This window comes from Marinitoga sp. 38H-ov, from assembly GCF_011057715.1.
GTDB lineage: Bacteria > Thermotogota > Thermotogae > Petrotogales > Petrotogaceae > Marinitoga.
In genome coordinates this window covers 1-23,396 of sequence record NZ_LNGH01000020.1, presented here as the reverse complement: position 1 = coordinate 23,396, position 23,396 = coordinate 1, and the positions used below count along the sequence as shown (strand labels likewise).

At 27.0% G+C, this 23,396-nt stretch carries 13 protein-coding genes, 1 tRNA gene and 1 riboswitch; of the genes, 1 reads left to right on the top strand and 13 read right to left on the bottom strand.

What is annotated here, in order from left to right:
• Nucleotides 1-42: 42 nt before the first annotated feature.
• Nucleotides 43-117 (top strand) — tRNA-His (locus tag AS160_RS06685).
• Nucleotides 118-164: 47 nt separating this feature from the next.
• Here the strand turns inward: AS160_RS06685 and AS160_RS06680 are convergent.
• The 13 genes from AS160_RS06680 to AS160_RS06620 form a co-directional block, all read right to left on the bottom strand.
• Nucleotides 165-1,388 (bottom strand): adenosylhomocysteinase, encoded by a 1,224-nt coding sequence (locus AS160_RS06680; protein WP_206528124.1) that lies wholly within the window; start codon nt 1,386-1,388, stop codon nt 165-167.
• Between the two features lie 79 nt (nt 1,389-1,467).
• Nucleotides 1,468-2,583, bottom strand: coding sequence for a KamA family radical SAM protein (locus AS160_RS06675; RefSeq protein WP_165146735.1), 1,116 nt, complete (start codon nt 2,581-2,583; stop codon nt 1,468-1,470).
• 154 nt (nt 2,584-2,737) lie between these two features.
• The gene (locus tag AS160_RS06670; RefSeq protein ID WP_165146732.1) at nt 2,738-3,505 is read right to left on the bottom strand and encodes an ABC transporter ATP-binding protein; all 768 of its coding nucleotides are present in this window, start codon (nt 3,503-3,505) and stop codon (nt 2,738-2,740) included.
• Nucleotides 3,502-4,518 (bottom strand): iron ABC transporter permease, encoded by a 1,017-nt coding sequence (locus tag AS160_RS06665; RefSeq protein WP_165146729.1) that lies wholly within the window; start codon nt 4,516-4,518, stop codon nt 3,502-3,504. The genes AS160_RS06670 and AS160_RS06665 overlap by 4 nt, the downstream gene beginning before the upstream one ends.
• The gene (locus AS160_RS06660) at nt 4,515-5,399 is read right to left on the bottom strand and encodes an ABC transporter substrate-binding protein (protein WP_165146726.1); all 885 of its coding nucleotides are present in this window, start codon (nt 5,397-5,399) and stop codon (nt 4,515-4,517) included. The genes AS160_RS06665 and AS160_RS06660 overlap by 4 nt, the downstream gene beginning before the upstream one ends.
• Before the next feature lie 49 nt (nt 5,400-5,448).
• Nucleotides 5,449-5,615: riboswitch (cobalamin riboswitch) on the bottom strand.
• A gap of 75 nt (nt 5,616-5,690) precedes the next feature.
• On the bottom strand, nt 5,691-9,206 hold the full coding sequence (locus AS160_RS06655; protein ID WP_165146723.1) for a hypothetical protein: 3,516 nt from the start codon (nt 9,204-9,206) through the stop codon (nt 5,691-5,693).
• 146 nt (nt 9,207-9,352) lie between these two features.
• Entirely contained in the window at nt 9,353-14,200 is a 4,848-nt protein-coding gene (locus AS160_RS06650; protein WP_165146720.1) for a hypothetical protein, read from the bottom strand.
• A 142-nt stretch (nt 14,201-14,342) separates the two neighbouring features.
• The gene (locus AS160_RS06645; RefSeq protein ID WP_165146717.1) at nt 14,343-16,028 is read right to left on the bottom strand and encodes a carbon starvation protein A; all 1,686 of its coding nucleotides are present in this window, start codon (nt 16,026-16,028) and stop codon (nt 14,343-14,345) included.
• A 131-nt stretch (nt 16,029-16,159) separates the two neighbouring features.
• On the bottom strand, nt 16,160-16,843 hold the full coding sequence (locus AS160_RS06640) for a LytTR family DNA-binding domain-containing protein (protein WP_165146714.1): 684 nt from the start codon (nt 16,841-16,843) through the stop codon (nt 16,160-16,162).
• A complete protein-coding gene (locus AS160_RS06635) occupies nt 16,840-18,510 on the bottom strand; it encodes a LytS/YhcK type 5TM receptor domain-containing protein (RefSeq protein ID WP_165146711.1) in 1,671 nt (556 codons plus the stop codon). Before AS160_RS06635 ends, AS160_RS06640 begins: the two co-directional genes overlap by 4 nt.
• Complete coding sequence (locus AS160_RS06630; RefSeq protein WP_165146702.1) at nt 18,504-18,779, bottom strand: hypothetical protein; 276 nt, start codon at nt 18,777-18,779, stop codon at nt 18,504-18,506. The genes AS160_RS06635 and AS160_RS06630 overlap by 7 nt, the downstream gene beginning before the upstream one ends.
• Before the next feature lie 11 nt (nt 18,780-18,790).
• Nucleotides 18,791-20,011 carry a M20 family metallo-hydrolase gene (locus AS160_RS06625; protein WP_165146708.1) on the bottom strand — a complete coding sequence of 407 codons (1,221 nt, stop codon included), beginning with the start codon at nt 20,009-20,011 and terminating at the stop codon, nt 18,791-18,793.
• Nucleotides 20,012-20,084: 73 nt separating this feature from the next.
• Nucleotides 20,085-23,093: a hypothetical protein gene (locus AS160_RS06620; RefSeq protein ID WP_165146705.1), complete on the bottom strand. Its 3,009-nt coding sequence runs from the start codon at nt 23,091-23,093 to the stop codon at nt 20,085-20,087.
• Between the last annotated feature and the right edge of the window lie 303 nt (nt 23,094-23,396).

Here is a 23,396-nt window from a genome sequence, read left to right as displayed (position 1 = left end):
GTTCGAATCCCTCTGGGCGCGCCACCTTTTTTTTTAGTGATGGTGGCATTAGTTCAGTGGTAGAACGCCTGACTGTGGATCAGGATGTCGTGGGTTCAAATCCCACATGCCACCCCAACAAAAAAGGAAGCCTAGGCTTCCTTTTTTGTTTATATTTGTTATATTTATTTCCAACTGTTTAAATATGCTATTTGTTCTGGTGTTAATTCATCGATTTTTATTCCCATAGATTCTAGCTTTATTTTTGCTATTTTCAAATCTACTTCATATGGTACAGGTTTAACATCAATTTCTAATTCTCCCTTATGTTCTTTTAAATATTTTGCTCCTTCAAGTTGTAAAGAAAATGATAAATCCATAATTTCTACAGGATGTCCATCGCCGTTTACAAGATTAACAAGTCTTCCCATGCCAAGTAAATATAATTTATTACCATTTGGCATAGTGTATTGAGTTACACCATTCCTAACATCTTTTTTTTCAATATTTATTCTTTCTAAGTCAGCAACTTTTACCTCTATATCAAAATGCCCTGCATTTGCAAGTACAGCGCCATCTTTCATACTTAAAAAATGTCTTTCTATAATTACGTCTGTATCGCCTGTTACAGTGATAAAAAAGTCTCCTATTTTTGCAGCTTCATCCATAGGCATAACCTCAAAACCATCCATTACAGCTTCTATAGCTTTTATAGGATCAACTTCTGTTACAATTACTTTTGCTCCGAGCCCTTTTGCTCTCATTGCTACACCTTTTCCACACCATCCATAACCAGCAACAACAACATTTTTGCCAGCAACTGTTAAATTAGTTGATCTAATTATTCCATCCCATGTAGATTGACCAGTTCCGTATCTATTGTCAAAAAGATATTTCATATATGAATCATTTACATCTATAACAGGTACTTTTAATTTTCCATCTTTAAGTAAAGCTTTATATCTTTTTATACCAGTTGTTGTTTCTTCGTTTATTCCCCAAATATTTTCTAATAATTCGGGATATTTTTCTACAATTCTAACTCCTAAATCAGCTCCATCATCTATAACTATATTAGGTTTAATTTCTAAAACTTTGTCAATATTTTTCCAATATAATTCTTCATCAGTAGAACGTTTAGCATATACATTAACACCATATGTTTTTAATGCTTCAGCAACATCATCTTGTGTCGATAATGGATTGCTACTTGTAATGGCTACATTTGCACCTAATTCATGCAAAACAACAGCTGTATAAGCAGTTTTAGCTTCAAGATGAATACTCATAGATATATTTATATCTTTAAATGGTTGTTCATCCATATACATTTCTTTTAAAGAATTTAATACTTTCATATGTTGCTTTACCCATTCAATCTTTTTTCTACCGGAATCAATTAATTCCATATTATCCCCCCTAAGTTAATATATAATCATTATATCATTTTTTATAAACAATTTATAAACCCAGAGAAAATCTCTGGGTTCATTTAATATATGAATTTTCAACTACATATTCATCAACTAAATCATTATAATCATCTAACCAATATGCATTAGGATTTCTTTTATATATCATAAACTTACCAGCATTTTTTGGATCATGTGCTCTATGATATCTAAATATAATATGTTCTTTAGTTAAAGCAGCTACTTCAATTTTTCCAGTTTCATGGGACATAGCAAATTTAGCTCTTTTAGCAAGTCCTGATACATTCATAATAGCTTTTAAAAAGATTTGATAACCTTCTTCTATAGGAACTACAAATGGTTTATTACCAGCAACGGGTCTTCCTTGGAATACATAATATGGAGGTATACCTATAAATGACAATTTTTTAAATAATTCCATCAAGGTTTTCCAATCTGCATTAACTCCTTTTATTAAAGGTGTTTGATTTGCTAATATAGCTCCAGCTTTTAATAACTTATTAGCAGCTTTAATAGATACATCTGTTATTTCATTAGGATGATTAAATTGTGTCATTATATATATCTTCTTTTCATCTGTTGAATATTTTTTAATCATTTCTATTAAATCTGGATCTTCTAATATTCTGTATGGATTAAAAGCAAGCATTTTTGATCCGATTCTAATTATTTTTACATGGTCAATATCTCTAATTTGTTTGATAATATTTTCTAATTTCTTTGTAGATAATAATAATGGGTCTCCACCAGTTAATAATACATTTGTTATTTCCTTATGATTTTTTATATATTCTAAATCATCACTTACATCTCTTGCAACTTCTTCACCAACATTAATAAATAATCTTTTTCTAAAACAAAATCTACAAAATCCTCCACACACATCATTTACCAGAAGCAAAGCCGTATCTCTATATTTGTGTTGTAATCCTTTGCTTTTGGTATATGATTTTTCATTTGAAGCATCCAATTTACCCCATTCTTCCAACTCTTCAACTTGAGGTATAATTAATTTTCTAATAGGGTCATTTGGATCATTCCAATTAATTAAACCTAAATAATAATCATTTGCTCTAAATTTGTATTTTTCTGTAACTTTTTTTAATTCTTTTTTTTCTTCATCTGTTAATTGTTCCACCTTATCAATGTTTATAATATACTTTACACTCAATTCATCCTCCTCCTTTCAAATTTTATATATTAATTTTTATGCATTAAACAAAAAAAGAGACTCTTTTTAGAGCCTATATATTGGAATGATTTTGACATGATTTAAGATAATATATATATTAATTATATCATAATATTTTAATATCACAAAATATTTAATATTCAAAAATTACTTGAGGTTTATTTTTTGTAGGATGATAAGTTATTATACAATCAATATCAAATATTTCTTTCATTATATTTTTTGTAATAACATTTTCTGGTTTTCCAGAATATTTAATAATACCATCTTTAAATATATATATTCTATCAGAATATAATGAGGCTAAATTAATATCATGGAATATAGAAATTATACTTTTATGTTTTTCTATAGATTCATTTTTTACTATACGTATTAATTGTTGTGTATAACCTGGATCAATTTGTGAAACAAATTCATCTAATAATATTACATTAGTATCTTGTACTAAAGATCTTGTAAGCATAACTCTTTGCTTTTCTCCACCACTTAATGTATTATATATTCTACTTTTAAATATTAAAGTATTTGTTTTTTTCATTGTTTCATCAATGATATTAATATCGCTTTTTGAAAAAAAAGTTTCATGTGGTATTCTACCAGAAGAAATAATATCTTCAGCAGTAAAGTCAAAAGATGTAAAAAATTCTTGTGGTACAACAGATATTTCTTTAAATAATTCTTTTTTTGAATAATTTTCTATGTTTTTTCCATTAATAATAATTTCTCCATTATCTTTTTTTTCTATTAATGTCAATAATTTTAATACAGTAGTTTTACCTGAACCATTAGGTCCAATTATAGATACAAACTCACCCTTTTCTACATACAATTCATCTATATATAATTTAAAATTATTTCCATATGAAAAATTTAAGTTTTTAATCTCAATTATTTTCATATTTTTCTTCCTCTTTTCATAATATATATAAATATAGGAGCGCCTACTAATGATGTTGTAACACCTATTGGTAATTCTGCGGGTCTAAATAAATATCTTGAAAATAGATCGGCAAAACCTAAAAATATCCCACCGTATATAAAAGAACCGATAGTGGAATAATACATATTAGGACCAGTAATTTTTCTTACTAAATGAGGAATAATTAATCCCACAAATCCTATAATACCAGCCTTTGAAACAACAACAGATACAGCAAAAATATTTATAGTTAACACTAATAATTTAATTTTTTCTGGATTTATTCCAGAAAAAATAGATATATCATCGCCCATAGCTACAACTTCAATATGTTTTTTAAATATGAAATTAATAAAGATTTGTAAAGTTAAAAAAATAATTAGAATTAATATATCAGACCATACTATATTACCAGTACTTCCCATTAACCAAAAATTTACGTGTAGTAAATTTTGCCAAAAAAGTACTGTAAAAAGAGTTGATATAGAATTAAAAACAAACCCTACAATAACACCGCTTAAAATTAAAGAGACTACGGGAATCTTTTTTCCTTCTTTAGCAAGAGTAAAGGTAATAGCAGTAGCAATTAAAGCTGAAATAAAAGCAAAAAATTCAATTCCAAACGGTAAATCTATACCATATACGCTTTTTAAAGCTGTATACATTACAGCACCAAAACTTGCACCAGACGAGATACCTATAATAAACGGATCTGCAAGAGGATTTTTAATAATCATTTGAAAATCATTACCAGCTATTGCAAGAATAGCGCCTATTAGTATAGTTCCAATAACTCTTGGTAGTCTAATGTTAAATATTATCCTATTGTATAATACATTATCAGATTTATTTAAAAATGAGAGTATAACCTCATTAAAAGGTATTTTTACTGTACCTAATGATGTGAATAATATTATAGATAAAATAATTAAAATAATTCCGATAATAAGGGAAAAAATCGGGGAAAAATTCCCCGAAATTAATTTTTTCATTTATTTTCACTGAAGAGCTGATTAATCTCTCCTAATAAATCTATTAATTCTGTATTTGATAGAGATGCTTTGTTGCCATCAATAATAAATACTTTTTTGTTTTTTACAGCATTTATATCTTTAAATTGTTCCGCATTCATTATTAAATCATATGCTCCTTTGTCACCTGGATAATATCCTGGAACCAATATAATATCTGGGTTTTCTTTAATTACAAATTCAGGACCTACAGAAAACCAACCATTATTACCGGAATACGGAGCAGCAACATTAACTCCACCTGCATATATAATAATTTCATTTAAAAAAGAACCTGTACCACTTGTCCACATTTGAGAAACGCTTCCATATGCCATTAAATATAAAACTTTTGGTTTATCATTCCAAGAAAATGCATTTTTTGCAATATTTAACATTCTAGCTCTTAATTTTTGTGCGTAATCTTGAGCTGTTTTTTCTTTTCCTAATATTACTCCAATAAGAGATAAATCTCTAAATACTTCATTTAAATTGGTAGGGTTAACAACAAATGATTTTATTCCAAATTTTTCTAATTTAGAAACTTCACCTTCTTGGAATCCTCCTGTTAATAATACAACATCAGGATTTAAAGAAATAATTTTTTCCACATTTAAAGGCACCATTTTTCCTATTCTTTCAACGTCAGTAATGTAATTATCATAATCCGTAACTCCGACAACCCTATCTTTAGCACCAAGTTTTACAATATAATCTGATATAGAAGGAGCTGCGACAACAATTCTTTCAACTTCTTTTTCAAAAACAACAACTCTACCTAAATCATCAACCAATGTTATAGGTTGGAATGCAAATAATGATAATGAAAATACCAATAATACTGCTAAAATGACTTTTTTCATATAATCCCTCCTGTATAAAATTTATATCCATCTTCCTCTCGCGAGAAGATGGAGCAAATTCTTTTAAAGTAGGTCTCCCGGCTTGTGGATCATTCTACTTCCAGCTCCTTCCCGGAAAATTCCAGTGGCATAATGCTGGTTTCGTCCCCACTCACGGTGGCGCGACCGCAACGGATTTTCACCGTTTTCCCTTACACTTTAAAAGAATTTATTAAATTGTCTAATATATTATACCATAAACTTATAAGAAATTAATATAAAAAACCCCGAGATTATTCTCGGGGATTGAAATTAATTTGTAGCAATATTTCCAAAGTTTATCCAGTCTAAATCTTTTTCGAGTGTAAAAGCATATGGCGCACCAGTATCGCTTAATATTACTAAACCATTTTCACCATCTGCTACTAAGGTATAGTCATTTGTAACGTTCTTATAAATAGTAGAATAACATGAACCTTGAGTATTATATTCGGATGCAATATAATTATTATCACTATCGCTGTCTGAAGTAGAAGAATCAAAAACATCAGCATTTGTTAATTGTGTAGGATCATTTACGCGCATAACAACTACCCCTCTATTTCCAGCAGCTAGTTGATAATATTCACTTGCTCTTTGTTCAATTCCGGTAATTATAGCATCATCAAATTTAATTCCACCTCTTGAAGACCATGTGATTGTTATTGGAGGTCCAGCTGAATATGAATAATTAACAACATTTAATCCTTGAGTTCCATCAGCTACATAAACATCATTGTTTGCAGCATCAACGTATAAATCAAAAGCAGTTCCTGAAGTATTGTAATTTGGATGTGATGGAACTGGGATAGATGGATCATCAGGTATTGCTATATCAAGTAATACTATGCCATTATCGCCATCAGCTACTATCAATGCAGGATTACCTGAACCATCATAATCATCATCATAACCTATAGCCATAGCTACTCCTTTAGTGTCGAACTTTTTCTTAAATACAGGTTCTCTTGCATTAGTTTGATCTTTTATATCATATACTAATAAACCACCTAAACCATCTGCTACATATAGATATTCATTACCAGAAATATCAAAGGTTCCATCTACAGCATATGGATAAACATCATAAACATAGCCGTCAGTATCAATATTATATTTTGGAGATGATGGTGTACCAAAATTAATCATGTCAATATCAGCAGCATTCTCAAATGGAGTATCATTGTCACTATCATCAGCATTAATTACAGAAATGCCTTTAGGACCATTTGCAACATAAATTAAATATTCTTCATTACCTCCACCATCATCATGTTTAACATATTTAACAGATCTTGCATAACCAGGTGTTTTTATAGTTTTAATGAGTGTAGGATTAGTAATATTCACAAAATTTGCCCCAGCATCATAAATCTTAACGCCATTGTCACCATCAGCTACTATTATATATTGATTTTCTGCTATATCAACATCTCTAGCAACGGAGCCATTATCTAAAGAACCAAGTAATGATAAATTATTTACATCAATGATATTTAATCCATTATAATCGTCACCAATAAATCCAGTACCACCGTCAACGGATATACCTTTTGCATAACCTGCTGTATTATAAACTCCTTCATAAGACAATGTATCCTTTTTTAATTTAACTAATCCATTTGATCCATCAGCAACAAATACATATTCTCCTTGAACATCTATACCTTCTGCAAAACCTAATGTATTATATGAAGTAACCTCACTAGGATTTGTTTTATCACTTACATCTATTTTATAAACGCCGTTTTCTCCAGCAGCAACATAAGCATAATTTCCATCAACAGCAACATCTTTAGCTTCAATAGTACTTAGTGTTCCTAATAATACAGGATTTGAAAGATCAGAGATGTCAACTATAGCTAGCCCACCATTGCCTGCAGCAATATAAGCTGCTGTTCCATCTAATGTAATTTGATTTGAATCACCGCTTATAGCTAAATGCGATTTTAAAGATAATCCAAAAGTTCCTAAAGGGTTATCATTACCAGCTGTGTCTGGTGCTGAAGATGTAAATTTAATTATATATAATCCTGCTGAACCAGCTGCAGCTAATAAATAGTGGTTTGATCCATCATAATAATAAGCAATACCTTTAGCTTGATCTCCTAAATAGAATTTTGGCAAATTATTATCTTCTTCTAATGTCCAATTTGCCCCATCATAGTCATAATACAACACAGTTATTCCTTCGTTTCCTCTTGCAACACCTATATATTTATCATTAGTGCCATTAAACTTAACAATGTCATATACAAAACCTTCTATATCTAAAGAATTTTCTATTGAAGGATTTGAAGTGGTACTTACGTCAACGACAAATACTCCTTCATTTCCTCCGGCAATAAATACTTTATCCAAAGATTCAGTTGTAAAACTATATGTAGGTGTTTGATCAATTCCACCTTTTTCATCTTTTGCTACAGCTTTCCAATAATAAGTGGTTCCTCTTTCTAAATCTAAATTACTAGTGATTGATGATGTTAAATTCTGTTCTATTTTTGCCGTTGGATCCATATTATCAACTAATGTTTTTGTTGTACTTAAATAAACATCGTATTTTACAGTATCTCCATCAGGATCAGTTGCATCATTAAAATCCAATGCGATTGTTATTGAAACTCCCGTTTGACTATCTGAAGGATTAGGTGAATTTCCAGTAAATGATGGAGGTGTATTTTCAGATGGCAAAGATTTTGAATAATTTCTTGCAAAAATTATGAAATCATATAAATTTATTTTACTGTCTTTGATTGAAATGCTATATATTCCTTCCCAAGAGTCTAAAGGAGCTATCTCAGATGGATAAATATCAAATTCTTCATTGTAAATTCCATCACCTTGTGTTGAATCGTAATAATTCAAGAATAGCAAGAAATCATCAATATCTACTTTATTATTTTTTTCATTATCAGGAGTAGTAGGATCATCAAAATCACCTAATAATATAGGATCATATACAGCTATATCTCCAGTATGAGTGTCAACATTTATTTCGTTTAAATTATTATCCAATAAGGTTGCATTAACAGTAACGTTTCCTATACCCTTAGGATCTACATCCTTTGCAATGATATGTATTTTTATAATATCTTCATCAGATATACTTAAAGTTGTACCGTTTTGAGTTAAAAATGTAATTTTTAACTTTCCCGGAGTAATTATTGGATCTGATAATAATGTATTTTCAACAGAATTTAATAGTTCGATTCCATTAGTTCCTTTAGAAGTATCAATATCAATTAAACCGTTTGGATAAATTACATCTAATTGGAAAGTTTCAACATTAGAAATATTTTTTGCGTGTATAAATATTGCATCTTCATCACCAGTTCTTAATTTTATAGAATCTGAAACACTTAATCCATCTTCATACGGAGCAGAGGCTTTAGTAATAATTTTATTATTTTTTTCATCAAATAAAGCAGCCTCAGTGTAAAGTTTATTGTTTTCTGGATTTAAATATTCTTTTTTAACAGAAAATAAAAATTCGCCAGGAACAATATCTCTTTGTGCTTTTGAAAACATAACCACAGTTTTGTTTGAGTACTCTTTTACAAATAATAATGAGTTATTTTTGTCGTATATAAACGCATCTTTAGGTATTTTTCTATCAAATTCAATTTCTAAAGCAGAAGCATTTACTTTAGATTGAATCTTGTAATCGTTTCCTAAAGTTACGTTTACATGCGGAGTATTTAATAACTCAACTGGTACACTTTTAAAACAGCTCGAAAGAAGAAAAACTGTTAATAAAACAATAAAAAAAGTCAAATTTCTCAGTTTCATAATAACACCTCCATATATAAAATTTTCTATAATATATATCGTACATTAAAACAAAATCTTTAAATTTTTAATAAATTTTTATATTTATCACCTTCTTTCAAAAATTTTATTCATAAAATTTTTCATAAATATAGAATTTCATGAATTTATTTTATAGAAATAATACCAATATCTGTTATATCAACTGATAAGGTTTCACCATTAGAATTAATAATTTTAGTTCCATTGGTAAAGGATACTTCTGTATTACCTTTATCACCAATTGCTGTAAACTTAATTTTCAAAATATCACTATTGTTTATAGTATAAGGCGAGAATGATAAATTTGTAATTTTAACTTTACCGTTATTTTCATTAATAATTAAACTTTTACCTTGTAATTCACCAATTGCTTCAACAGATGATATTTGAATTTTTGTATTATCATATTTAATCTCAATGTCAAAAGCTTGCACATTTTCTAATTTTTGTCCATGAATAATTAATTCGCCTTGATCTCCTGAATTTACAAATGTGTCATTAAAATATAATTTTGGAGTTAGTGGACCTGTATTGTCCTTAATTGTAAATGAATATATTTCGCTAGAATTTTCACCACCATTACCATCTTTAGCTACAACCTTCCAGTAATATGTTGCTCCTAATTCAAGGTTTGAAATAGTTAATGATGTATCTGTTACATCTGTTATATAAGGTGTTGTAAGGTTAATTGTTTTATCTAAATAAACATCATAGGTTAATGTATCACCATCTGGATCTGAACAATTCCAGTATAATGTTAAATTTGGTTCTAAATCCTTGGAATTATTTGTTGGTGAAATCAATATAGGTTTATTAGGTGGAATATTTGTTTTTTCTGATGTAGTAAATGAATAAATATCGCTAGAGTTTTCACCACCATTGCCATCTTTAGCTACAACCTTCCAGTAGTATGTAGTTCCAGGATTTAAATTAATATTGTAGAATGTCTTATCATAATTTGATATTACAGGTGTTGTTAATATTGGTTCAGTATTTATGTATAAATCATATGTTAATGTATCACCATCTGGATCTGAACATGACCACTCTAATTTAGCATTTAAAGGAACATCATTTTGATTATTTGATGGGTATAATAAATTTGGTTTTAATGGAGAATTATTTTCAATATTCTTTTCTACAGTAAATGACCAAAGATCACCTTTTACAATATTTCCAAAATCATCTATAACTTCAACATACCAATAATAAATTCCAGGTTTGATATTATTTAATGTATAATAGCTTTGAGTTATATTTTGAGCTATTAATTCTTGTGTTTTATCATTTCCAAAGTATATATTGAAATAAATGTTATCTCCATCAGGATCATTTGATTCCCAGGTTAAAGTTATAGTATTTAAGGTTAAAGTACTTTTATCTGCCGGATATGGATTAAATGGCTTTAATGGTGGTCTGTTGTCTGGCATAATGATATTCTTATTAATATTGCCAGTATGTTTTCTATCTCCATATGCAATTGGCCAATCAGAATTTCTTAAATTAGGAGAATCTCCATATATTCCATATAAATATCCATCAGTGGTTCCAAAAACAATAACGCCGTTTATATCAATATTAGGAGAGTGTTTTATTTTACTGTAATTATCAAACCAACGTAATTCGCCATTATATACTATAAACTTGTTTTTTGTAGATATATATTTTACTTCGTCCATTAATATAGTTGAATATGGAATATCATTTAAGGTTATTTTTTCAAAATAATCGCTAAAATAGTAATATCTATATAAATTTCCAGAAGTAGTACCAAAGACAATAGAATTATTGTTATCTATTAAAATACTTCCCTTTACATATTCGTTTATGTATTCTTTAAAATATATTTTTCCATTTTTTGTTATCGAATATATACTTTTTTCTTCAGTTGCAAAATAAATATTTTCATTATCATCAATAGATAAATCAGAAGAGATACTCATTGGTAAATCTAATTTAAATCTAATATTACCATTGCTATCTATGCTGTATAAACTATTGTTTAGTCCAAAGTATATATTATCGCTATTGTCAACAACTATATTTGTGGTTGGTTTTCCAGATAAATCAATGTGCCATAGTTCATTACCTGATGAACTTAATTTATACACTGTTCCTATGTCTGTTATCGCATATATTTCTCCAAACCCGCTTAATGAAATAGGCTTGCTTATACCATTATTTAATAAAACTTTGTTAGATAAAGTGCCATTAGAATTAATAATGTATAATTCTCCAATTGAATTTCCAACAATAATTTGATTATATGGATTTAAAACCACAGGTGCTTTTATAAATCCATTAGTCTCATATTTCCAAATTAAGATTCCATTAGAATTAAATTGATATATATTTCCATTGCTAGTAGAAATAAAAATGTTATTGTCATCGGATATTGCCGGTGAAAAAATAGATGCTCCTTCAACTTTTGTTTTAAACTTTGTTTCAGCTGGTGATGGTATTGTATTAAAAGTATATGTTTCACTTTCAGTATTTTTTTCACCATCTGATGCTACTATTTTCCAATAATATCTTTTATTATTTTCAAGATTTATTTCATATGATGTAGCTTTTACAGTATCTATATAGCTCAAATTATCATCTTCGCCTAAATAAAGATCATATGACAATTCATCATCTTCTGGATCACTACAATCCCATATAAAAGAAAATTTAATAGGAATCTCAAATGATTGATTTTGTGGATAAATTAATTCTGGTTTATTTGGAGAGGAATTATTTCTTACATATGAATTTCTGTTATTATTACTTTTTCCAAAAGTTGCCCAATAGTTATTATTTTTTTCATCATTACCAATTGATAAGCTATATAATTTATTTTTTGAAGCAAAATATAATAACCCATCATTAATTCGCGAATAAGAAATAATATTTTCTATACCAATATTATTTATTTTGTTATTTATAACAATCCCATTTTCTGTTATTCCATATATATTATTATTTTTAGAAATAGTCATTGTTTTTGAAAATAAGTTATTTGCATTATATGTATTAATTAAAGTTCCGTTATTATCAAGTATGAATATTTTATTTTTTGAAGTAGCTATTATATTATTACCATCATTTAATATTTCATTTTCTATATTTTCTGATAAAGATAATTCCCAAATTTTATTACCATCTTTAGAATATTTATATACTATATTATCAATAGCAAAATAAATATTACTGTTATTATCATTTGAAATTAATGAAGTGATGGAATTATTAAATGACAATTCTTTGAATATTTTTCCTTTAGGTTTTAAAATTAATATTTTTCCATTATTACCATCATTTCCTCCTATTACTATATAGCCATTTTCAATTATTAATACCGGACCAATTGGAGATAAGCTAAAACTTTTACTCCATTCTAATTCGTTAGTATTTAAATTTAAAATAGTTAAGACACCATTTTGAGATATTGCATATACTCTTTTTATATTCTTATAATCTTTACTAATTGTAATTCCTAATATATTGTTTTCAATAAATATGCTATTTTCAATTTCAAAAGAATTTAAATTTACTATATTAATATTTCCATTAGAATCTGGAATATATAATTTGTTTTCAAATATTACACTATTAGAGATTAAATTACTTAAGTTAATATGTTTAATTTCTTCTCCAGTAGTACTGAGATTATATATTCCGTTTTTTGTTACGATTATTAAAGTGTTATTATAATCGAATATATCCAATATATCAGATAAATCTTTTTCCCATTCAATTTGATAAGGAGTTTTTTGTGTTTTTATTTTTATCTCATTACCAGCTTTTGTTTTTCCATATGAATCTATTGCAACTACTTTTATATAATATTCTGTATTATAATTTAAATTTAAATTATATTTATTATTTGTAACTCCAGTAGCTATCTTACTGTATTGTGTTTGAGAAGTAGCTGTATAAATATCAAACGTTAAAGAATCGCCATCTGGATCTGAACATTCCCATTTTAATGTGAAATCTTTAGGAATTATAGAATTATTTAAAGGGTAAATTATTTTTGGTGTTTCAGGGGATCTATTAACATCTTTAATTAATATATTTAAAACTCCACTAGAAGTATCTTTAGAATCAGATATAATTATTTGTTCTTGTATCTTTTTTTCGGAATAGGGATGTTTTACAAAATCATATCCAGGCTTAAATATGTATTTGCTACCTTGAATATATGCGCCATTATTTGTAATTAATTGATATTCAAAATAATTGTCTTCCATATCAGAAACAAAGTTACTTAAATCAATTTCAAACGATTCATTTTCTTTTACAATATATTCCTTTTTAGGAAAATCAACAATAGGAGGAGTATTGTCTAATGTTTTAAAAGACCAAATATTAGATATTTCTGATGCTCCATTAGTGTCATATGATTCAACCATCCAGTAATATGTAGTATTTAATTTTAATTTCTCAATTGTATATTGAGTAGTATTTAAATTAGTGGCAATAGGTGTAGTTAAAGGAGTAGAATCAGATAAATAGAGGTTATAAAATACATAATCTCCATCGAAGTCCACACTTTTATTCCATTTAAAGGTAAGATTATATGGATTAACAGAATTATTATTTTCTGGATAAATCAAAAATGATTTAATAGGGGAATTATTAGGTATGTCTATTTTAAAAGTAGCACTTTTTTCAGACTTATTACCTTCAACATCAAATGCTTGAATTAGCCATTCATATTCTCCATTTTCTAAATTCTCTATTTTATATGAATTAGAAGCATGATTTAGACTTTGGCTAACAATTTTTCCATTTGAAAATAAAAAGAAGTTATAATACTCAAGCCTATCTTCAGGATCTTTTGCGATCCATTTAAATGTTACTGTATTTGAAGTTATTGTTTGGCCATTAGGAGTCATATTTTCAATAATAGGTGGTTGATTTTTTAAAATACAACTTTGAAAAATAAATAATAATATCAACAATATACTTAAATATAATTTTTTCATGATGATTCCTCCATTTTTTTGACTATTAGAATAGAATAAGATCATTTATTTATGATCATCATGGTATTTTTCTATATTGGCAATTTATTAACCTAAAAATAAAAATCGCCTCGCAAAAAGCGAGGCATACAAATATAAAATTTTATATTTCTTCTTCTAATGGTTCACTTTCTTTATTGGCTTTAGCAATAGCGATAAATCCTTCTATTAAAATCCAAAGTGCAATTACCAAAGTAACTATAGTTACAAAAATTAATAATCCATTTCCACTGTCTATAAACTTTTTCAGATTTAATATTGTAGCATATAATGTCATAACCATCATAAATAACATTGGTAATCCTGTAATCCATAATGGCTTTTTCTTTTGAGCCAAATAAACTGTTCCAATTAATAAAGCTAGACTAGCTAATAATTGATTTAATGCACCAAATACTGGCCATAGTATTAAAGCGCCTTTACCATCACCTGTTGATAATGCTAAAGCTAATGCAGCTAAAATTACTATAGCTGTTGCAATATATCTATTTTTTAAAGGTTTAACAACAACTTCACCATCTTTATTTGAAAATAATTCTTGTAAAGCAAATCTTTGAATTCTAGTTGATGAATCCATAGTTGTACCAGCAAAAGAAACAATAAATACAGCCATTATTGTTTTTGCTAAATCTAAAGGAATACCATATGAATTCATTAAATTAGCAGATCCGTTTATAACTGCAGATAACTTTGCACCTAATCCACTTGCAGCTGCCCATGAAGCATAATGTGATGTAAAAGCTTGTACTCCTCCGCCATTCATACCTAATCCTGCAGTTACAGCAATAATAACAACGGTTGCTAATATGCCTTCTAATATCATTCCGCCATAACCTATTAAATGTGCATCTGTTTCTTTTTCCATTTGTTTAACAGTTGTACCTGAAGATGCTAAACTATGAAATCCAGATATAGCTCCACAAGCTATAGTGATAAATAAAATAGGGAATAATGGTGGAGCATCTGATACTGTTTGGAATGCTGGAGCAACGATTTTAGGATGTCCAATAATAATACCTAATACTAATAATGCCATAGCAATTAACAATTCATGAGAATTTATATAATCCCTAGGTTGTAATAATCTATGAACAGGCATAGTGGAAGCTAAGAATACATAAATCATTAAAATATATATCCAAGTCATAAGAGAGATTCCTGTAATTGGTAATATTACACCGATAGCTATTGTCACATACATTAATATAATTGCAATTATAGAATATACAGTATCATTTTTTCCTTTATTATATACCATATAACTTAACCACATAGCTATAGGTATTTCCATCCATACTGGAAATACTGATTGTGGATACATATTAAATAATAATGCTACAATCATTGCAAAGACAGCCAAAACAATCCACAATAAGAATTGTATTAATATCAAAAATATTTTTGCTGTTCTTTCATTAATCAAACTACCTGTTAATTCACCTATAGTTTTTCCTTGATATCTAGCAGATATTATCAATGATGTAAGATCATGTACAGCGCCCATAAAAATTGAACCAAAAAATACCCAAATAAATGCAGGTACCCAACCCCAAATAACACCAATAGCTGGACCAACAATAGGTCCTGTACCAGCAATAGTTGTGAAATGATGTCCTAATAAAATGTGTTTTTTAGTTGGTACATAGTCAACTCCATCCTCAAATTCTTTTGATGGAACAGGGTTTTCGTCATTTAGACCGAAAATTTTCTTTGATATCCATTTACCATATGTGTTATATGCTAACCAGTATCCAAAAAATGCTAAAATAGCTAGTAGTAATGAATTCACATAATTCCCCCTTTCAAAATTAAAATTCCAAGAGATAGTCTATCATTAAAATAATTTATTTAATCTTAAACAATAAAAAAAATGACCTTAATGGCCATTTTTTTAGTTTAAAAGATAATAATTTCACTTGACTAGATTTTTAAAATCGTTTTAATTTCTTTTAGATGTGTTTTACCTATAGGTAAAATCTTTTTATTTTTCATTTGTAATGAAATGGGATTTTTAATAAATTTTTCAATGTAATTAAGGTTTATTATATAAGATTTATGTATTCTAATAAAGTTTTTAGGTAAATCTGTTTCTAATTTTCCAATATTTTTATAATGTTTTAAAATGTATTCATTATTTTCGGTTATAGCAAGTATATTTTTATTAAAATATTCAAAATAAAATATATCTTCAAAATTTAAAAATATTATCTCATTATTATGTTCAACAGCAATTGTAGTAATTATATTTTTTTTATTTAATGTTTCTTCTATTCTGTTTATAGTTTCAAGAAATCTTACTTCTGATACGGGTTTTGTAAGATAATCAAGAGCATTTACTTCAAAAGCATCTACAGCATATTCGGAATATGCTGTAACAAAAACTATTTTGTAATTATTTAGATATTTTGAAGCTTTTATTCCATTTAGTTTTGGCAATTCTATATCTAAAAATATAACATCAGGATCATTATTTTTTTTATTTTTTAAAAAATCTTCTACACTTTCAAAACATCCTATTATTTCAAATGTTGTCATTTCAGTTATTAAATCTTTTAAACTTTCTCTTGCATAATATTCATCATCAATAATAGCTACTTTTATCATACAAATTCACCAACTTTATTATTAATAGTATTTTTGATTTTTATTTCTATAACAGTTCCGCCAAATAATACATTTTTTATATTAAAATCATAATTATTATTATAAATAGAATTTAGTCTATTCTTTATTAATTCAAGGCCTTTTCCTTTTTTTTCTTGTTTTCTAAAACCTTTACCGTTATCTTCTACAATTATTTGTATATAATCATTAATTTTTTCTATTTTTATTTTTATTATAAGTTTATCATCTTTCATACCATGCTTTATGGAATTTTCTACTAGAGGTTGTAAAATAAAAGGGGGTATTAAAATTTCATTTTCTTTTTCACCACAAAGAATTTCATAGTCCAATTTATCATTATACCTTAATTTCATTAATTCAAGGTAATCTGTAGTAAATTTTATTTCGTCTTTCAAAAAAACAAATCTATTATTTTCGTATAATGTGTACCTTAATAAATCCGATATATTATCAATAAATTTATTAATTTTTTCTGGTTCTTTTTTTGAAATATATTTTATGGCATTTAATGTATTGAATAAAAAATGTGGACTCAAATTTGCCATTAATTCTCTTAATTTTTCTTCTGTTGCCAATTTCAAATTTTCATTCATTTTAGCAATAGCAATAATTAAAGATAGTGTTTGAGCTAATTTTTTACCAAAAATTATATCTGAATTTTTTATTTCATTCTTTTTTGAATAATATAATTTTAATGTCCCAATTAATTCATTATTTAAATCTGTTAAAGGAATTATTATTGCAGAAAATAAAGGACAATTATTTATAGAACAGCTTATACCTTTTTTTCCAACTATTTTTAATCCTTGCCCACTTTTTATAACCTTTTTTGTTGCATCGGTTTTTATACTCATTCCAACAATATGATGATCACTACCTATACCAACATGTGACAAAATTTTTTCTTTATCTGTTATAGCCACTGCTTCAAAATCTGTATTGTTTAATATACTTTCAGCTATTGCTTTTGCACTTTCTTCATTAAATCCTTTTTCTATTGTATTCAAACTTCCTTCCATTATAATAAATATTGAATTTATAGTATTTTCAGCAGTTAATTCTAGTTTTTCTTCCATATTTTTTATCATATAATTGAGAAAAGATACACCGAGAGAATTTGTAATAACCATAGGAAATAGAATATTAAACGTTATGTCATAAGCTAAAGAAAAAGGCTTTACCATAATCAATACATAAGTCAGGTGAAAAATCTCAATAATTGTTGTATAAAATAATGTTCTAAAAAAAGTAAAATGTTGTCTTCCATAATATTGTGAAATACTGCCACTAATTATACCAGCACTTAATGTGCCTAAAAAACATGGAATGGTTGTTATTCCTCCTAAAAAAAGCCTAAATGTTGCTGAAATACCTGCGGCAATAATACCAGCAGGTATTCCACCTATCATTCCTGCTAAAATAACTCCAATATCTCTATAATTAACTATAGCGCCATTATATTTAATTCCAAAAACCGTACCAAGTATTCCTAAAAAACCACCTATAATACCTAAAATAACCTTATTTTTGGTAGCTAAAGTCTTACCAAAAATTCTTTTTATAAAATATGTTTGGAAAAATATATATGTAATTACTAAAATTAAAGAAACTCTTTCTAATAATATAAGACTAATATTTTCTAGCATGGATCCCTCATCATCGCTCGATCTCCGAAATCTCCTAAATCCTCTAAATCGGAGTTTTTAATTTCTTTAGCTTTCTTTTTAGCTTCATTATAGAAATTTAATGTTTCAAATATTTCAATATTTTCTAATTCTTTTAGCATATCCTTTGCCTTCCCCTGTGGGGCTTTTGCTGTATAAACTATAATTTTTTCATATTTATTAATTATTTTTTTAATACTTCTAACATCCACAACTCCAATACCAAATCCATATAATATTAGTGTTTTCATATTAACACATCCTATAATTTACTCATTAAATTTGCATAAACCTTGGTATCTTCAATTAAATGTTTTATCTTAATATATTCATTAGGTTGATGAGCCATATGATCCATTGTTCCCCAAACTACAGCTGGAAGGCCCTCGTGTCTTAAAATTGCTGCACAAGTTCCTCCTCCTATACCTCCTACAAAAGTTTTAACATTTCTTAAATGTTCTATGCTTTCTTTTAATTTTAATACCATAGGATGAGCTTTTGGAGTTGGATTTGGAGCAGATTCCATTTGTGGAATTTCAATATTAATTTTAACACCAAATTTAGCTTCATACTTTTCTTTTATTTTATTTACATCAATTATTATTTCATTTAAATCATATTGTGGTAATACCCTACAATCAAAGTATAAAATATCAGTTCCTGGGATTGTATTAACATTATCAACGTTATGTTCTTTTTTAGTAGGTTCAAAAGTAGATATAGGTATTCTTCCAAACATATTATCTACAGCATTATATTTTTCATGTAAAAATTCATCTAATTCTTTTGCAAAATATATAGCAGCTCTATGAGCATTTTTTGCAACATTTGGAGTAGAAGCATGAGCCTGTTTTCCAAAAGTTGTAATTTTTAACCATAATATTGATTTTTCTGCTATTTCTATAAATGAACCATCAGAATTTCCTGAATCGGGAACATAATACCAATCTTCCTTATTAAAAATATTTTGTTTTAATAAGTATTTTATTCCATAATCACTTCCAGTTTCTTCATCAGAAACAAAAACTAAACCAATATTATTTTTAGGTCTAATATTTAAATCCATTAATGTTTTCACTCCAAATAATGTAGCTATTAATGAGCTTCCATTATCTTCAGAGCCTCTACCAAATATTTTACCATCTTTAACAACAGGATCAAAAGGATCGTGTTCCCATAATGATAGATCTCCTTCTGGAACCTTATCCATATGGGTTATAAACCAAATAGTTCTTTCAGGGTTTGTTCCATTATACATAGCAATAATATTTGGTCTAAAACCATATTCAACAGCATCATCTGGTGCATCGTATCTTTTTATTTCATCAAAATTAAGTGTTTTTAAATATGATTCTAACCATTCTGCAACCTCTTTTTCACCAGGCCCACCAGCTCTAGGATTAACTGAATTAATAGAAATAAACTTTCTTAAAGATTCAATAATTTCATTTTCAATATTTTCAACATGATTAATAATATCCATAATAATCCCCCTTTTTTAATTAGTATAGCTAATTATATTTATTATATCATAAAAAAATAAGCCCTCAAAGGGCTTATTCAAAATAACAAATTATTTTATCTATTTCTTTATTTCTTAATTTATGAGCTAATTCTCCTTTTAACTTATTTCCAGTAACTTCTAATTTTTTATTTTCAATAAAAATTTCCATTCTTTTTATTTCTTTTGAATTATTTTTATTAATATATTTTATCAATGTTTTAGAAAATAATTTAAATTCAATTTCACCATTATTATAGAATTCATAATTTAATCTTGGTTCAAATGTAAAGGTTAATTCATTATTTTCCATTTTAAATAATTTATTTCCTATAAACATTAATTTCCACATACTTAAAAACTCTGCTGTTGAACCACTTAATCTAGCACTAAATCCTTGACCATGAAGATTTTCATTTTTATTAGCACTACTTACAATAAATGAAGAGTTTTCTAATAAACTTCTTCCATATACTTCATATTTCATATATGGAGGCAACATAGTTTTAATATCTTCATAGAATTCTTCTAACATATTTGCTTTTAATATTTCAAGTAAATATTTAAATTCCATATGCATAAATATAGATTCATTTTCTAACCAACCTGGGGTAAATGCTCTTAATCTACCAATACTATATGGTTGATCCATAATACTTTCTGATGTTTTATACATTTTTAATTTTTTGTCATAGATATTTGATTCTTTCACAAATTTATATAATTCTTTTCTTTCATTATCATCGATTACCTTAAATGATCTAACAATTCCTTCTAAGAAATATGGAAGAACATTTACTTCAAATCTTTTTGGTATAATACCCCCATCTTTTTCTTCGTATTCTACTAAATCATATGTAAAGAAGGATGGATATACACCTTTTCCAATTTCTTTAGCTTTTTTAATTCCATCATCTAATTTATTAATCATTTTATTAATGAAGTCTAATAAATACTCTTTTGAAATATTAACTCTTTCACCGATTTTGAAAAATACTTTTTTCCTATAATCTTCCTTATGAGAATAAATATTATTCCAATATGTAAACTGATCTTTGAAATTATCTAATTCATAATTTATGTTATCAATAAATTCTTTTAATTCTTCAAAAATCTCAACATCTTTTACACAATATTCTTTTAAGAATAAAAGTAATCTTTTTAATTCAAATGTTTCACTCATACCAGAACCAAATATTCCAGGAAGGCCATTTAATGCGTCATTCCAACCTGGTTTGTTTGCTTCCATTTCAAGTCCCATTCCATATGGATCCAATGTAGCAAATTTATTTACTGCTAATAATAGTAATTTTTCAAACATTGTAGCGTTATATATATTATTATCTTTATCAACTAAATAATTATGACCTCTTTTTTTAATTATTTCAGCTTTTTTTTCTGATTCACCAATTGCAGCAATTTGCATAACCCTTCCCTTATAAATCTTATACTTTTCACTTCTAGGTTTTACAAATGCATGTGAATCAAATATTTTGAATTTTCTTTCATTAAATAATTTATCAATTATTTTATCTGGATATATTTCATAATAAGTTTCTACTAAATCCATTATATATGTCCAGTGATCAATCCAATAACCTTCACCAAATTCTGCTTGTTCTAGTTGTATAGAATCTTTAAGGATATTTTCTATAAAATCATCTTCTACGTTTATTCCGTTATTTTCAACAAAGGTTAATAACTTTCCAGGAGTGAAATAATTATTTTTTAAATAATCAGCTAATTTTTCATCTAAATTATCATAATTGCCATTATATTTAAATACAGTTCCTTTAACAACTAATGGATTATTACCATCTGCTTGTATTAAATTAATAAACATCTTTAAATTGAAATCATCAATTTCTGGTTTAAAAATAATATCATTTCTTCTATTTTGCAATACATCCCTGAAATTACCATTTCCTTGAGAGTACTTATTTGCTTCTAAAGAGAAGAAATTATAATCTCTTTCTAAATCACCATGTTTTCTTGAATATATATGATAGACAATCTTATTATCGTTAAATAATATAGGATAACCGCCTCTTAAAATATTATCCAAATAGTTTTGTTCACAATATTTATTAAATGATTCATTACTTGTATTTGTATATATGTCTGAAACAATTTCATTTACAACATCATCAGCTTCTTTCATTTTATTTATAATATATTCATTTGTTTTTATTTTATCTATGTTTTCGTTTATATAATCTCTTGTATGAGAAAAACCAATCATGCTATTAATAACAATTTTTTCTGAATTATCTTTTAAACCACAAAATGCACTAGGTAAATTATTTTCATCATATTGTTTTTTATGTAATATATTTTCTAATGAATTATATTTAAATTCATATGGTTCAACTAATCCAGTTTTATTACCAAATAAAATATTTTTATCATATATTACATCTAATAATTTATCATTATATGATGCAAAATAGAAATAACCATTAGTAACTTCTTCAACTACTTCTAAATCGCCAACAGCAGTTCTAACACTATAGAAAGGTACTTTATTTTCATAATTATTAACTTGCATCCAAGCTCTAGCAGTAAAACCCATTTCTTTAAATAATGCATTTGATATGCCATAGGGTAAAACTTCAGGCATTCCATCAACTATTTCTAAATTTTTCTTGTTTTTATTATCAATTTCTACTCTTCTTACTAATGCAGCGTAATTATCATTAGGAATAGTAAAATATATTACTTTTATAGTTAAATCTTTACTTTCTTCAACAATCTCTAATGAATTTTTCTTAATTCTCATTTCTCTTTTCGCGTCATTTAATTCTGAGAAAGGTTCATAATATTCACCATCGATTTTTATAAATGTTCTAAATCCTCTTAATGGTGTAGCAGTATAACTTTGATCAGCAGGTTTAAACTCCATAATTGCATTGTTTTTATTTTCAATTCCGAAACTAGCAATACATTGTCCTCTGTTTACATAAAATACCCACATTGGAATACCATTTTTTCCAGCTATTCCAGGTAAGAAACTAGAGAAACATTTATTTTTATCATAATTTTCTATAATATAATCATATCTCATTCTAAAACCTCCTCGTGTATAATGTTTTCATATAATTAATAAATCTGATATTTATTTTTAAAAAAATAATTCTAACTCTGAGTTATTATATAACTAAAGTAATTCTGTCACCTCCTGCACTTAAGTGCCTTGAATAGTCTGACTAACTTTGGTATATAAGTTGAATTGCTACCGGAGAATGAGCTATAGCTCTTACATATAACGAGGCTCTTTTCTTATATACCCAGAGTTAGAATCTAATTCTGAAAGGTTGTGTTTCTATGTTGTTTGTTGGTATCGATGTTTCTAAAGATAAACTTGATT

Bases quoted from the DNA above. Each gene is read 5' to 3' on its own strand.
- AS160_RS06625 (WP_165146708.1), bottom strand. From the start codon at position 20,011: ATGGATATTATTAATCATGTTGAAAATATTGAAAATGAAATTATTGAA.
- AS160_RS06630 (WP_165146702.1), bottom strand. From the start codon at position 18,779: ATGAAAACACTAATATTATATGGATTTGGTATTGGAGTTGTGGATGTT.
- AS160_RS06660 (WP_165146726.1), bottom strand. From the start codon at position 5,399: ATGAAAAAAGTCATTTTAGCAGTATTATTGGTATTTTCATTATCATTA.
- AS160_RS06635 (WP_165146711.1), bottom strand. From the start codon at position 18,510: ATGCTAGAAAATATTAGTCTTATATTATTAGAAAGAGTTTCTTTAATT.
- AS160_RS06640 (WP_165146714.1), bottom strand. From the start codon at position 16,843: ATGATAAAAGTAGCTATTATTGATGATGAATATTATGCAAGAGAAAGT.
- AS160_RS06665 (WP_165146729.1), bottom strand. From the start codon at position 4,518: ATGAAAAAATTAATTTCGGGGAATTTTTCCCCGATTTTTTCCCTTATT.
- AS160_RS06655 (WP_165146723.1), bottom strand. From the start codon at position 9,206: ATGAAACTGAGAAATTTGACTTTTTTTATTGTTTTATTAACAGTTTTT.
- AS160_RS06670 (WP_165146732.1), bottom strand. From the start codon at position 3,505: ATGAAAATAATTGAGATTAAAAACTTAAATTTTTCATATGGAAATAAT.
- AS160_RS06650 (WP_165146720.1), bottom strand. From the start codon at position 14,200: ATGAAAAAATTATATTTAAGTATATTGTTGATATTATTATTTATTTTT.
- AS160_RS06680 (WP_206528124.1), bottom strand. From the start codon at position 1,388: ATGGAATTAATTGATTCCGGTAGAAAAAAGATTGAATGGGTAAAGCAA.
- AS160_RS06620 (WP_165146705.1), bottom strand. From the start codon at position 23,093: ATGAGATATGATTATATTATAGAAAATTATGATAAAAATAAATGTTTC.